This is a genomic window from Sphingobium algorifonticola, assembly GCF_004005485.1.
Classification (GTDB): domain Bacteria; phylum Pseudomonadota; class Alphaproteobacteria; order Sphingomonadales; family Sphingomonadaceae; genus Sphingobium; species Sphingobium algorifonticola.
Genome location: NZ_RZUL01000014.1, coordinates 15,683 through 27,888 on the forward strand (window position 1 = coordinate 15,683; position 12,206 = coordinate 27,888).

Annotated in this window: 14 protein-coding genes and 1 pseudogene; 2 read left to right on the forward strand and 13 right to left on the reverse strand. The window is 63.5% G+C overall.

The window, feature by feature from the left end; translation table 11 throughout:
• Positions 1-12 precede the first annotated feature (12 nt).
• The 11 genes from ENE74_RS17125 to ENE74_RS17175 are packed head-to-tail and all read right to left on the reverse strand — an operon-like array spanning position 13 to position 8,933.
• A complete protein-coding gene (locus ENE74_RS17125) occupies positions 13-537 on the reverse strand; it encodes a S26 family signal peptidase (protein WP_127692093.1) in 525 nt (174 codons plus the stop codon).
• Positions 524-931, reverse strand: a complete 408-nt coding sequence (locus ENE74_RS17130) for a type-F conjugative transfer system protein TrbI (RefSeq protein ID WP_127692094.1) — start codon at positions 929-931, stop codon at positions 524-526. Before ENE74_RS17130 ends, ENE74_RS17125 begins: the two co-directional genes overlap by 14 nt.
• Positions 928-1,320 (reverse strand): hypothetical protein, encoded by a 393-nt coding sequence (locus ENE74_RS17135; RefSeq protein WP_127692095.1) that lies wholly within the window; start codon positions 1,318-1,320, stop codon positions 928-930. Before ENE74_RS17135 ends, ENE74_RS17130 begins: the two co-directional genes overlap by 4 nt.
• Before the next feature lie 29 nt (positions 1,321-1,349).
• Entirely contained in the window at positions 1,350-3,893 is a 2,544-nt protein-coding gene (gene traC, locus ENE74_RS17140) for a type IV secretion system protein TraC (RefSeq protein WP_127692096.1), read from the reverse strand.
• Positions 3,893-4,702 carry a conjugal transfer protein TraV gene (locus tag ENE74_RS17145; protein ID WP_127692097.1) on the reverse strand — a complete coding sequence of 270 codons (810 nt, stop codon included), beginning with the start codon at positions 4,700-4,702 and terminating at the stop codon, positions 3,893-3,895. Before ENE74_RS17145 ends, traC begins: the two co-directional genes overlap by 1 nt.
• A gap of 4 nt (positions 4,703-4,706) precedes the next feature.
• Positions 4,707-5,621: a DsbC family protein gene (locus tag ENE74_RS17150; protein ID WP_127692098.1), complete on the reverse strand. Its 915-nt coding sequence runs from the start codon at positions 5,619-5,621 to the stop codon at positions 4,707-4,709.
• Positions 5,618-6,958, reverse strand: coding sequence for a TraB/TrbI/VirB10 family type IV secretion system protein (locus ENE74_RS17155; protein ID WP_127692106.1), 1,341 nt, complete (start codon positions 6,956-6,958; stop codon positions 5,618-5,620). Before ENE74_RS17155 ends, ENE74_RS17150 begins: the two co-directional genes overlap by 4 nt.
• Positions 6,951-7,706 carry a type-F conjugative transfer system secretin TraK gene (locus ENE74_RS17160; RefSeq protein WP_127692099.1) on the reverse strand — a complete coding sequence of 252 codons (756 nt, stop codon included), beginning with the start codon at positions 7,704-7,706 and terminating at the stop codon, positions 6,951-6,953. The genes ENE74_RS17155 and ENE74_RS17160 overlap by 8 nt, the downstream gene beginning before the upstream one ends.
• The gene (locus tag ENE74_RS17165) at positions 7,706-8,278 is read right to left on the reverse strand and encodes a type IV conjugative transfer system protein TraE (RefSeq protein ID WP_127692100.1); all 573 of its coding nucleotides are present in this window, start codon (positions 8,276-8,278) and stop codon (positions 7,706-7,708) included. Before ENE74_RS17165 ends, ENE74_RS17160 begins: the two co-directional genes overlap by 1 nt.
• A gap of 11 nt (positions 8,279-8,289) precedes the next feature.
• Positions 8,290-8,577, reverse strand: a complete 288-nt coding sequence (traL, locus tag ENE74_RS17170) for a type IV conjugative transfer system protein TraL (protein ID WP_020819170.1) — start codon at positions 8,575-8,577, stop codon at positions 8,290-8,292.
• 26 nt (positions 8,578-8,603) lie between these two features.
• On the reverse strand, positions 8,604-8,933 hold the full coding sequence (locus tag ENE74_RS17175; protein WP_127692101.1) for a hypothetical protein: 330 nt from the start codon (positions 8,931-8,933) through the stop codon (positions 8,604-8,606).
• Between the two features lie 350 nt (positions 8,934-9,283).
• Between ENE74_RS17175 and ENE74_RS17180 the strand changes: the two genes are divergently transcribed.
• Together ENE74_RS17180 and ENE74_RS17185 are read left to right on the forward strand one after the other, a co-directional pair.
• On the forward strand, positions 9,284-9,745 hold the full coding sequence (locus ENE74_RS17180) for a transcriptional regulator (protein WP_127692102.1): 462 nt from the start codon (positions 9,284-9,286) through the stop codon (positions 9,743-9,745).
• A 45-nt stretch (positions 9,746-9,790) separates the two neighbouring features.
• Positions 9,791-10,030 (forward strand): AlpA family transcriptional regulator, encoded by a 240-nt coding sequence (locus ENE74_RS17185; RefSeq protein ID WP_127692103.1) that lies wholly within the window; start codon positions 9,791-9,793, stop codon positions 10,028-10,030.
• A gap of 24 nt (positions 10,031-10,054) precedes the next feature.
• Here the strand turns inward: ENE74_RS17185 and ENE74_RS17190 are convergent, their stop codons facing one another.
• Together ENE74_RS17190 and ENE74_RS17195 are read right to left on the reverse strand one after the other, a co-directional pair.
• A complete protein-coding gene (locus ENE74_RS17190) occupies positions 10,055-11,530 on the reverse strand; it encodes a response regulator (RefSeq protein ID WP_241242074.1) in 1,476 nt (491 codons plus the stop codon).
• Positions 11,531-11,585: 55 nt separating this feature from the next.
• A pseudogene (locus tag ENE74_RS17195) lies at positions 11,586-12,082 on the reverse strand (IS5 family transposase); the annotation flags it as partial.
• Between the last annotated feature and the right edge of the window lie 124 nt (positions 12,083-12,206).

Here is a 12,206-nt window from a genome sequence, read left to right on the forward strand (position 1 = left end):
AAGTGAGGAGCCTCACAGGATCGGCCTCCCGACCCCGAGTATGCGCGGCCCACAGATCCAACCGATCGCGGCATAGCGGCTGTCAAAGCCATCCTTGTGTTCGCTGGTGACGAAGTAGCAGCCTTTCGGCACGCGCCCCGTAGGTCCAAGCGCCAGCGGTTCGCCGAGGCGGCTCTCAAGCTTGGCTTTGGCCACGGCCTCACCGTTGACGAAGTAGATGCGGTTTTGCTCGGTGATGATGTCGCCCGGAACACCGCTCACACGCTTGCCGAACGGCTTGGGCTTCGCCCCGAAATGCTTGACCAACAAAGGCGAGGTGGGCGGGTCGAACAGGATGATGTCCCCGCGGTGCACGGTTGCCCCCCGCGTGACCCAGATGGCCCAGTAGGGTAGGCTGGGGCTCACGTTGATCATGAGCGCATGGCCCTGCGCGAAGGCGGCAAGCGAGGAGAGCGCCAGTGCCCCGGCGCCGAGCCCCCCCCAAAGCACGAGCCGGCGCGCCGAAGCTGAGCGGATCAAGAGATCAGCGGGCAGCATCGGGAAGGGCTCCCATGCGGCGCACGACGTCGGCACGCACAGACCCGGTCAGGTCCGGCGTGCTCCCGGCGACCACTGCTTCGGCAACCAGAACTGTCCGGCCTTCGCGTCCGAGCTTCTGTACCGAGGCTTCCACGGCCTTGAGGTAGGCCTGGACGCGCAGTCTGGTTTCTTCAGGCGGCCGACCGGCACGCGCTTCGGCTTCGACGAAGTCGCCCATGATCCGGCTCAGCTGGACCGTGACGACTTCGCGTTTTTCCAGGGTGAGCAACTTGTCCGTCGCCCAGACACCCCACAGAACCTGGCCGACCATGCCAGCGCCGACCACGACAGCGGTGAGATTGATCGCTGAAAGCCGCCCCCGCAGGATTGATGTTGCCAGAATGTTCTTCACAGCTTTTCTCCCGAAAGTTCGCGGTAGAGATCGCGGATGAAGCGCGGCATGCGCCACGCGACGACGAGCGTCGCGAGACCGATCAGAACGAGCTTGCACTGGCCGAGGAATGTCACGCGCCGTGCGAGGTCGGCCGCCAGGAAGCGGTCACCGAGATTGGCAACATGGGCGAAGAAGGCATCGGGACTGCCGCCTGACAACAGCAGGAAGAACAGCAGCGGCAGGCCCAGCGCCATCAGATAGGATGAGCCGAGAAACAGGCAGCCGCGAAGCAGGATGTAGCAGCCATCGGCCATGCGCGAGCGCAAGGTCTGCACCTGCGGGCTGACGGGCTGTTCGTCTTCGGACGGGTCGGTCCGGTCGAAGGGGGTGACTTGGGTAAGAGGCATGGAGATAGGGATCCTTTGGTGATGGGGTGTCAGCGGTTGGGATGAGCGATGCGCTCGATGGCATCGGCGAGCTGGTGCCCGCGCGCGATCTCGGCATCGATGGCGGCGAAGGTCTGGGGCGAACTCGAGAAGAGCGTTGCCGAATAGTCATCGAGCACGAGCCGCCCGATCGCCTCGGTCTCCGGCCCCTTGATGAACACCTCGGAATAGTCGCTCCCGGAGCGCTTGAGACTGCGGATCAGCGTCTCGGTGCGATCGTCCATATCGAGGCGCTTGCTCGCCTTGAAATCGGCGATCGTCTCCGGCTTCTGCTGAAGGATCAGCATCCAGTCGCTGTTCTCGAGCGCCGCCGTTGCCCCGTCCGACTTGTAGTAGTCGTTGAGCGACTGGGTAGCGGTCGCCAGCGCGCCGCCATATTTGCGGCAGGTCCGGGCGTAGGTTTCGACGAATTCACCCATCGAACCGCCCTTGAGCATCGACCAGGCTTCATCGATCAGCAGAAGCTTGCGCAGTGACCTTGGGCTTCGCGTCATGGCTTGGCTGGTCATGAACATGATGGCTGAGAGGACGACGCTGCGCAGATCCTCCCGGCTCGCAAGGTCGGACATCTCGAAAACCGTGAAGTCCGCATCGAGGTCGAGGCTTGCCTGGCCTTCGAAGAAGGCGCCGTAAGTTCCGCCCGCCATGTAGGGGGCCAGCGCGGTTGCGATGTCAGCGGCAGTGTCATGCCCGAGACCGGCCAGCATCTCGCCGACGGTCGTGACCGTGGCAGCCGCGCCGTGCTGGGCCCAGACGAGGTTGACCGCCCGGTCGATCAATCCGCGTTCGGTATCCGTCAGCTTTGCGCTGTGGCGAGCCATCTGCCCGACGATGGCCTTGATCATCCCGAAGCAGTCGAGGCGGTAGTCCTCGTCTTCGGCGGCACGGGTCGCATCGATCATCGAGAACGGGTTGAGGCAGAAGCCCGCTGCAATCGTGAACTCGACAAAGCGGCCGCCCTGCAGTTTGACCGAATGCTCGAAGCTGCGGCCGTCGTCGATCACGACAACCTGCGCGCCGGCGCCGCGCAGCGCAGCGCACATTTCCTGGAGCAGCACCGACTTGCCCGATCCCGACTTGCCGCAGATCGCGACATTATGGTTGCCGGCCTCGTTCTCGAATGGGGACCAGAAGAAGGGCTGGCCGCGCCGCCCGACGAACAGCAGGTGAGGATGGGCACTTCCAAGATACTCACCCTGCATGGGCGCGATATTGGCTGCGGTCGTCGACAACACGGTCTTGAACCGCTTCAGCCGTTCCATATCGGCCCCGAGCCCGTCGGCTAGCGTCAGCGGCATCGCCGCGAGAAGCCCCTGGAGCTGGAGATAGCGCTCGTCGGTGAGATCCCAGCCCGCCGCCTTGTAGATCGATTTGATTGCGCGTTCGTGGCGATCGCCTTGCCCCGCCGGCGAATAGGTCGTCACGCCGTAGAACACCCGCACGAGGCGGCGGCCTTCCTGGAGCTCGGCCTGAACATGTTGCCACTCGGCAGCCTGTTCCCCGATCCGGGGCAGGAACCGAGCGCTGCGGGTACCGGCGAGGCTGGTCGTCCGCATGAACTTGAAGCCGGCCTTGGCCGATGCCGCTTCCTGGTCCGGATAGACCAGACACAGCATGGTGGCGGCCGGGCAGGGGAAGCGCAGCTTGTCGGTGAACAGGTCGCCGATCAGCCGCGCGCATTCCCACGGGGCCCAGCGCGATGGCATGTTGCGCACGGCAAAATGCCGGACGTCGAAGGCGTCGGGATAGACGGTCCCGATCTCGGGCACCCCGTCGTTGACCTTGCCAGTGGGGCGGAAACGCTCGGTCACGAGCCGCATGCGGTCTTCAGCCACCACCAGTTCGATGTCGTGGCGGATCGCCTGGGATGCGATCGGATCGTTCGGATTGTAGGGCACCTCATCGTTCTGCGGGGCGGTGGTGGGCGAAGTCAGATCGTCGATGACGGCGATCAGCGCTTCCGGCCCGACTTCGACCACGCCCAGGTTGAGTGACTTCAGCATCGCCATCAGGCCTTCGCGGGTCTGCTTGAGATCCTCGTTGCTGACTGCCTTCGATGTCGGCACCCCGACCGAGACGATGACCTGGTGGTGACGGGCGTGGAACGGCGCGTCCGCAGAGCCGGACTCCCAGACGAGCGAATAGAGCCGCCGCGCCCGGTGCCGGGCGATCGCCTCGTACACCCCGCCTTGCATATACCGCGGCGCGAACCACGGGCCGACGATCCTGCTGATGCGCGGACTGGCAAGGTGGAGGACCTGAAGGCAGGCACCTGCTGGCAGGCCTTCCGAGAAGAACTGTCCCAGGATTTCCCCGGTGCGCTCGTCGGCTCCGATCAGCGGCGTAACCGAAAGGACAAAGCCCTTCGAGCGTGCGTTGAAGTAAAGGCGGGTTGCCGGATCGTAGACCCGGTAGGGGAGCCAGTCGGAGAGCATGTCGACCATGAGCTGCGGGCGCGCTTTGTCGGCGTGCTCGGCATCACCCAGCAATCCGCTGAGCAGCCGATCGACGACGGTCTTGAGTTGTTCGGCCATCACTTGGGCTCCTTGGGCTGAGAGGTGCTGACGATCGGCTGTTCGCCGGTTCTGACTGCCGGGCGGATTGCAGCTTTTGCGGCTTCAATCGCCGCTGCGCTCGGGAACACCGGAGCGCTCTGCCCCGCCTCAGGCCGAGGGGCTCGATCACGCGGGGGAGGCGACGTGTCGAACCCCTCGACCGCCGGTGCCTTGGCACCGGCAACGGCCTCGCGCGCCGTGGAGGGGAGGACCAGCGGCGAGGCATCTGAAGTTTCGTTGAAGGGACTGGGGGCATCGGCGCCCCAGATGCCGCCAGCCTGACCCGCGTCGTCGCGTGCAGACGAGAAGGGCGACGCCTCGTCAGCTACGTTCGGGTCTCCTTCCGCACCGTCCGGTGCTGGGGCTCTCTGGGCGGCTTTCAGCTGCCGATGGACCTGGCGCATCAGGGATCCGCCCTGGCCCTCGCCCGCCTTGCGGCGCAGCTCGGTGGCCCAGCGCGGATTTTCGACGACGGTCCAGGCGACCGCTTCGTCATGCAGCGTTCCAGCTTCATCGACATGAGCCGGGAAGACGACGCGCAAGGTGCGTTCCGCGGTGCGGCTGGTATCGGCATCCACGACGCCTGATCTCTGCCGCGCGTCAGCATGGAGCAGCACGCCGTTCGACAGATTGTCCGTCGCCTTGGCATCGATGACGTGAGCCGGTGCGCAGTCGCCCTTCGGCGCGCGGCAGGTGAAATCGCCCTCGACGTTGGTGCCGAACGTGGCGCAGCCACTGGCAAGACCGGCCAGACAGGCGCAGGCAAGGAGACGTGTTGGAAAACGCATGGGTCTATCCTTTGGGAGCAGGGGTGGGGGCCAGGGAGGGGCCAGCGCGCAGGAAGTCCCGGAGCACGGCGGCAGGCCGGAAGCCTTCGAGAACAGCGCCATCGGCGGGGCGCACGATCACAGGTGTGCCGCCAAAGCCGTGGGCCCGCGCGAAGGCCTCGTTGGCATCGAGCCCGCTTGTGTCGCAGGGTTTGGGATTGGCGAGCGCCAGACCCGAGTAGGCCATATGCAGCGCCAGCTCAGGCCGCGGCGAGCACAGCACCCGTTCGGCATCGCGCCGGCTTTCCGCTCCGAAGATCGAGATCGGCCGCTCTTCGACCCGCGCTCCGATCGCCTTCAATTCGGCCTCGAGCTTCTTGCAATAGCCGCAGTGGAAGTCCGAAAAGACGACGACACGCGGACCATTGGCAGGACCCCAGGTGATCGCGCCTTTGGCGGGAAGCTTGCCGAGCGGGACATGGCGCGGCGGGGTGTTCCGGGCTGACGCTGCGGCTGCGCTCGGGCTGCCTTCCGCTTGTGTTTCAGGATTGCTGCGCCGCGCTGCCCCCGCTGCCAACAGGTCGGGATTGAGGGCAAGCAATCGGGCGGCCGTCAGATCCTGACGGGCTTCCATGTCGTAGACCCGGCCGATTACCAGATATTTCGCGGCCCGGTCGACGTAGAAGAGCGTCGATTTGGACGCGACCTCGCACAGGCCGCCAAGGCCCTTGCAGTTGATTGCGTCGATCGGCGTCTTGGGCAGGCGCAGCTTGAGCGCCTCTCGAACCTTCGCCGTGTCCGGAGCGGCAGCAGGGGCTGCAAGGCTTGCCACACCCCATCCCGTCGCAGCCGACACGGCGATGATCGCCGCCAGTCCGGCGCTGGCACGCAACCAGCGGCGCCGCCGATTGTCCTGCTCGAGGAGAGTATTTTCAATCATTGGGAGTTCCTCACGTAGACGCCGTCGAGGAACACGATCTCGACATCGATGCCGGTCGGCATCTCGACGACGGGTTGGTACTGTTCGGCGCGCTCGATCAGGTATTTGCTGACCGTGTCGGCCGCATCGGCGGCACCCTGGCCAAGCCCGCCACCAAGAATGTCGCCGGCCGAGAGCTTGGAGCGACTACCGTCGGGGTTGGTCGTGACGCCGGAAAAGACGCTGTTGGCATTGGCCGAGAAGCCGCGCCCGAAGCCGCCGACGATCCCGGCCAGCAGGGCCTGGCTGACGAGGCTGCCTTCGCGGCTGACGACGCGGCCGCGGACCCCGGACTTGCCAGCGAAGCTTATGAAGCCTTTGACCTCGCTCACTGCGACCCTGCCGCCAGGCTGATCGCAGGTCATGCGGGCGAGCTTCACATAGACCTTTTCGCTGCTGAGATCTCCGCGTGCCGCGCCGTTGACGACGCAGCCCTGGATCCGGGTGGTCAGAACCTTTCCGTTCTGCATCACGGATCGAGCAGGCCCTGTGATCCTCAGCACCACGGGCAGCGGATCGGTCTGGCTGGCGACGCCTGCCGAGGCGTCGACGCCGACGATCACGCGTGCCGGCGCATAGGAATTGGGCGGCAGGTAATCTGGCGAATCCTCGACGACGATCGGCGGGGCATCGGGGCGCCCCACTTTGAGACCACTGCTTGCCGCCTTGTCGGAGCTGAAGCTCATCAGCTTCACCTCGCCGGGCGACGGGATCATGCCGCCCTGCGGATCACCGCTTGCGGAAACAGCACTGGGCTGAGGCGAACGTCCCCGCGCGTCATAACCGCCTGCCTGGGGTCCGTAGGCCGGTGGCGGTACAGCGGGTCCAGTCGTTGCGGGCTGGGCGGCAAGCTGCGTTTTGAGCTCGGCGTTCTCTGCAGAAATGGCATCAATCGCGGCCTGCCCATCGACACGCATGGCCTGGTTTTCGGCCTTGAGAGCCGCCAGCTGCGCCTCGATCTCCGTCCGCGGGATGCTCCCATCCTTCAGCGCCTTCTGTTCGCGCGTGACCGCATCGAGCCGGTTGCCGTAGGTCGCGACGAACTCGCGCTGCGACAGGTCGCGGTTGACCAGGCCTGCCGTGTCGATCGTCTGCGCCGCATTGGGATCGCCGGTCTTGTCCTTGTCGTCGCCGCCAAGGATGAACCAGCTTCCGCCGATGAGGGCGAGTGCTCCCAGCGACCCCAGCAGCAGCTTCTGACGGCGCGCGGTGCGGGCGTTGAGTCCGGAAAGTTCGGAAGGTGTCGCGCTCTCGACCTGAAGAGGGGGCGTGCCGTTCGCATTGACTGGATCAGTCATGGCCAGTCTCCCCGCTTGCGCCGACAACAAAGGCCGTGGTGCTGGCCCCGGGTTCGAGCTTTGGCTCGGCGATCGAGACGGCGAGCGTGTCGCGCGGTGCGAGATCGCGTTCGGCGAGCGTCACGCTCTTCGCTCCGCGATTGTGGATGCGGACGACCTTCCCGGTGAGGCTGGCGCCGCGATAATCAGCGATGAGCTGGACTTCGAGATCGCCGACCCGTGCGGGTATGGCAGTCGATTGGCGGACCTCGAAACCGTCGACCGTCCGGTCATTGGCCATCGCCTGGATGAGCCTGACGGCGCTTGTCTCGATCGGGGTCTGGCTTTCCCAATCCGCCGCCCGGTTCTTGGCGATGGCGGGGTTGGTGATGAAGACCTGGGTCGCCGGAATCTGCTCAACCCGGCACGCGACCTTGTAGACGAAGCCCTTCTTGGTGGTGGTGAAGAAGCTGATCGACTGTGCCGCGTAAGTTTCCGGCACCGACACATAGATGTCGCCGCGCACCGGCTCGTTGGTCACTGCAAAGTCGTTGTAGGGTGTGCCGGTCGAGATCTTCGAGACGCTGGCGAACTGGTCGTCGACCAATGCGAAGCGGGTCAGCTCGCGCGCTGAAACGCTGCACTCGATTCCGGCGCCGTCAGCCGTTTGCTTGAACTGGTCGGCGGCATGAGCGGGGGATGCTGCGGTGAGCAGAGCGGCCGCGCTCAGAAATAGACCCCGTGTATGGGTCCCCTTTCGGTAAGCCATCACTGGGCCTCCTTCGATTTGTCCTGTGGGGGGAGCTGGGCGAACCCGGAGAACGCGAGGCGAAGGCCGCGGTAAGTCCAGCTGAAACGGAAGCGGCGTTCGTCACTCGCAATCACCTGCGCGCCGACGAAGGTCTTGAGCGTGCCCGTCACATCCGAGGTCAGGCCCTTGGGATCGACCGTCATCGACCGGATCACGAAAGCCTGGGTGACGTCCGAGCCCCGCTGCTCTTCGACGATCCGGACGAGCTCGGCCTTGAGGCGGCCATAGCTTGCGGGATCAGCGAGCTTCAGGATCTCGTTCATCCAGTAATCGAGGCCTTCCGGACTGCGATTGAGAAGAACAAGGGCCGCATCGCGGGTGACGAGCTCGAGATAATCGGCCTCGACCCCGGCACTGCTCACGGTGAGCGCTTTGGGAACAGTCGGAACCAGCACCACTTCGCGGTCGCGGGTGGCGGCAAGGCTCCCGGCGACGACCAGTGCAAGGCCAAGGCCGGCGCTGGTGAGCGCAAAGAGGTTCCGCTGGCGCAGCAGCGATTGCTGCCGTTCGTGGGATATGTCGGAATACATGAAAGTGCCCCTCAACCGGCGAGTAGTCGGCAGTGGGAAGGCGGCGTTGCCTTTAGGCCCAGAAATCCTGCTGGCAGATACCAGTATGCGGCGTGGGCTACCCAGGAGCTGGCGCGTCCTGCTTTTGCCTTTCGCAATGCGAACCAGGCGCCGAAGGCGACTATGATGCCGATAAAGATATGCTGGGTGAGGATCCCCCAGGTGAAGGGGGCCAGCATTCCCGCGAACTCGTCGATGGTCCAGAAGCCGATAAGCTCCGGGTCATCGAGCCGTCGAGGAATGATGTATGGGTCTGCCATGGCGACGCCGCCTTCCCTTGCCGCGCTCAGAGGACCGCGGTCACAACCGAGGTGACGATCGGAACACCCGTGCCGACACCGATGCCGACACCCACCGGAACGGCGACCTGACCGAGCGAAAAACGCCCGGATGCCAGACCGATCAGGCCGCCAGCGAGGCTGAGAACCGTGATGATCTTGCCGCCCGAGCCTTCCAGAAAGTCGGTGAACTTCGTGAGGGCAGGGGTGAAGGTCGTGTCAGCGCCGGCATAGGCGGCGCTCGCCGCAAGCGCCGCGATTGCGACCGGGATGGCAATGTTGAGGGTCTTGCCGAGGCCCTTGACGCTGGCGCGCCGGGGGAGGGTGAGAGACTGCATGTGAAGCTCCGGTTGGAGGGGTGGTCACAGCGTTCTTGCGTTCGCTGTGTGTTCCACATGCATCTAGGAAATGTTCGTAGGAAAGTGTTCAGCGGCAATACCGTCTGGAGGTGGAAGGATGCGGACGCATCTTTTCCCGCTGAACGCATAAAATCGACGATAAAGGCGTACCATCAGTCATTTTGTGTCGGTGAACGCCGTCCCGGGAGGCGGGATTTGGCGACGACTCGGATAAAGGAACTGATTCGCCTCTAAACGAGATGTTCCGTTTATGTTCTTTTCGTTTTCCTACATGGGATGCTTCGCGTTATGCCTGCGAGTCGCACCAGTGCAGAACCTAGGAGACAACCATGCACCATCCAACCGCCGCCGCCAGACCGGCCAATGAAAGCCTGGCACGCGTGCTCGCCCATGCGATCGAAGCCGCTGGCAAACCTCGCCACCGGATTGCCAATGAATGCGGCATGCATCGCGAGACCCTGCTTCGCCTTGCGCGCGGCGAGCGGCCTATCGGGCTCGACGAAGCAGCACGTGTGCTCTCCGCCTGTAGAGCCCATCCCCGCGCATCCATGATCCTCGCACTCGCCGGGCAGGAAGATCTCGCCTGCGAGTGGATGCATGGCGAGATGGGCGAATTTCTCGAAGAGTTCTTCACTAGCCTCCCAGTCCATCTTCAGCGGACCCTCGGACGGCGGATTGAGGATCTGCGGCCTCGGTGGGCCAACGGCACCTCACAGCTTGTGGCACGAATGCTTGCCAAGCACATCGATGATTTCGTGGGCCGAGACATCACGATGCCACTGTCACGGTAGCCTGAGAGTTCGGAGGGGACCGAACCCAAGCGAATGAGATCAACAATGCCGAATGCAACACTGGATGAAGCGCACACACCTCAACCAACCCAAGAACCTCCGCCCGCGCGGCTCTTGCGCCTGCCGGAAGTAATCGCCCGCGTGGGACTGCGCCGCTCCGCCATCTACCAGCGAATGAGCGAAGGGCGTTTCCCAAGGTCGCGATCGCTTGGCCCTAAATGCGCGGTTTGGGTTGAGGCCGAGATTGACGAGTGGATCCGCGCCGTCTCGAAAATTCCAAGCTGATTTCGGTGGTGTAACGCTACTGTTCTAGTCAGATGGCCTCAACGCGTTTCTGATAGCCTCCTCGTTATAGGGCTTGCGCAGCGTGCGAAATCTGCTTGCTTCAGCGTCGGCGAAAGCTTGGCTTGCTTCGCCTCCAGACGCTATAACGATCGTCATGGCGGGGTCAGCCTTGCGGCACTCCCGTACGAAATCGGTCGCTGAGCCATCGGGAAGCCCTAGATCCGTAATCAGGACATCGAATTTTTCGGAAGCTATGAGCTTGCGAGCTTCCCCGATACTGCCTGCCTCTTGAACTTTATGACCCATTGTTTCAAGTACTTCGACCAACGTCATGCGGATCAGTACTTCATCTTCTAATACTAAGACACGCAAGCTTACGGCGTTGCTGACCCCGGTGTTATCCGTCCCGGCAACTGCGGCAAGATATGCAACAGGCTGATCGTCGTTCCCGAGCATCCGTCGTATTTTGCGGGCGAGGGCTTCCTGGGTGAAAGGCTTGGCGATTAGCTCGACCCCCTCGTCAAGCCGTCCGGCATGCACAATTGCATTTTGAGTATACCCGGACGTAAAGAGGACCCTTAGCTGCGGCAATTGCTCGCACGCCTGATGAGCTAGATCCGGGCTCCGCAATGTCCCGGGCATAACCACGTCAGTGAACAACAGATCAATGTGCAGGCCGCTTTTGACAATCACCAAGGCGTTGTCGGCGTTGGTCGCCTCCAACACGCGATACCCCAGATCGCGCAGCAGCGCGACAGACGTCGCGCGGACATCGTCGTCGTCCTCGACCACCAATATGGTCTCGCTGCCGCCGTCCGGAAAGTCAGATGTGGCTGGCCGTTCAGGTATCTGCTCTTCGCGGAGGGTTCGGGGCAGATAGATTCGGACCGTCGTGCCTTCACCCGGCTCGCTGTAGATCTTAATGTGCCCGCCCGATTGTTTCACGAACCCGTACACCATGCTGAGCCCAAGCCCGGTGCCCTGACCGGGCGCCTTGGTCGTATAGAACGGCTCGAACACCTTCTCGCGTATCTCGGCAGGTATTCCGGGTCCGTTGTCGGTGACGGCGAGCATCACGTAGCGGCCCGGCGCTACGTCAGGATGGGAACTTGCATAGTTGTCGTCTAGGATCGCATTTCCGGTTTCGATTGTCAGCTTTCCCACGCCTCTCATGGCATCGCGGGCATTTATCGCCAGATTGAGCAGGACGTTCTCGACTTGCGTGGGATCAGCCATGCAATTCCACAGCCCGCCCGACATAACCGTCTCGATTTCGACCGCATCACTGAGGGTTCGGCGCAGCATGTCGTCCATTCCGTGTATCAGCCTGCCGATGTTGACCGGCCGCGGCTCGAGCGTTTGTTGCCGCCCGAAGGCCAGCAGCTGCTTGGCTAGTTCGGCGCCGCGGTTGACACCAGCGAGTGCATTGCTGATGCGCAGCCTCCGGGGATCTCCCTCGGTGATCTGGCGCTGAAGCAGCTGCAGATTGCCGGCGACCACTTGCAGCAAGTTGTTGAAGTCATGCGCGACGCCGCTTAGGGTCAGGACTCATTGGTCAGAGCCAGAAGATGACGGTGGCAGCGAGTGCGATGGCGGAGAAGAAGGCGGTTGGGCATCGGTCGTAGCGGGTCGCGACCCGGCGCCAGTCCTTCAAGCGGCCGAACATGATCTCGATACGGCTCCGCCGCCTGTAGCGGCGTTTGTCGTATTTGATCGGCTCATTGCGTGATTTCCGGCCTGGGATGCAGGGCTTGATGCCCTTCTCCTCAAGGGCTTCCCTGAACCAGTCGGCATCATAGCCTCGGTCGGCGAGCAGCCATTGCGCTTTCGGCAACTCGTCGAGCAGCGCCGCCGCGCCGATGTAATCGCTGATCTGACCAGCGGTCATGAAGAAGCTCAGGGGGCGGCCGTTGGCATCGGTGACGGCGTGGAGCTTGGTGTTCATGCCACCTTTGGTGCGGCCGATCAGGCGACCAAGATCCCCCTTTTTACCGCCAGGCTCGAAGCCGTGCGGTGCGCCTTCAGGTAGGTCGCATCGATCATCACCGTTGACCTGCCCCCCACTGGTCCCGCGGTCATAACGAGAGTCTGCCGGTTTGATATTCGTGCTGCCCGACCGGCACAAGCGCGTCGGGTGTGACGCTTCCATCATGCAGGAACGCCCGACGCGCTTGTG

Coding starts and splice junctions, on each gene's coding strand:
- traC (WP_127692096.1), bottom strand. CDS start 3,893: ATGGCCGAACAACTCAAGACCGTCGTCGATCGGCTGCTCAGCGGATTG.
- ENE74_RS17165 (WP_127692100.1), bottom strand. CDS start 8,278: ATGTATTCCGACATATCCCACGAACGGCAGCAATCGCTGCTGCGCCAG.
- ENE74_RS17145 (WP_127692097.1), bottom strand. CDS start 4,702: ATGCGTTTTCCAACACGTCTCCTTGCCTGCGCCTGTCTGGCCGGTCTT.
- ENE74_RS17160 (WP_127692099.1), bottom strand. CDS start 7,706: ATGGCTTACCGAAAGGGGACCCATACACGGGGTCTATTTCTGAGCGCG.
- ENE74_RS17185 (WP_127692103.1), top strand. CDS start 9,791: ATGCCGAATGCAACACTGGATGAAGCGCACACACCTCAACCAACCCAA.
- ENE74_RS17180 (WP_127692102.1), top strand. CDS start 9,284: ATGCACCATCCAACCGCCGCCGCCAGACCGGCCAATGAAAGCCTGGCA.
- ENE74_RS17155 (WP_127692106.1), bottom strand. CDS start 6,958: ATGACTGATCCAGTCAATGCGAACGGCACGCCCCCTCTTCAGGTCGAG.
- ENE74_RS17135 (WP_127692095.1), bottom strand. CDS start 1,320: ATGCCTCTTACCCAAGTCACCCCCTTCGACCGGACCGACCCGTCCGAA.
- ENE74_RS17125 (WP_127692093.1), bottom strand. CDS start 537: ATGCTGCCCGCTGATCTCTTGATCCGCTCAGCTTCGGCGCGCCGGCTC.
- ENE74_RS17175 (WP_127692101.1), bottom strand. CDS start 8,933: ATGCAGTCTCTCACCCTCCCCCGGCGCGCCAGCGTCAAGGGCCTCGGC.
- traL (WP_020819170.1), bottom strand. CDS start 8,577: ATGGCAGACCCATACATCATTCCTCGACGGCTCGATGACCCGGAGCTT.
- ENE74_RS17150 (WP_127692098.1), bottom strand. CDS start 5,621: ATGATTGAAAATACTCTCCTCGAGCAGGACAATCGGCGGCGCCGCTGG.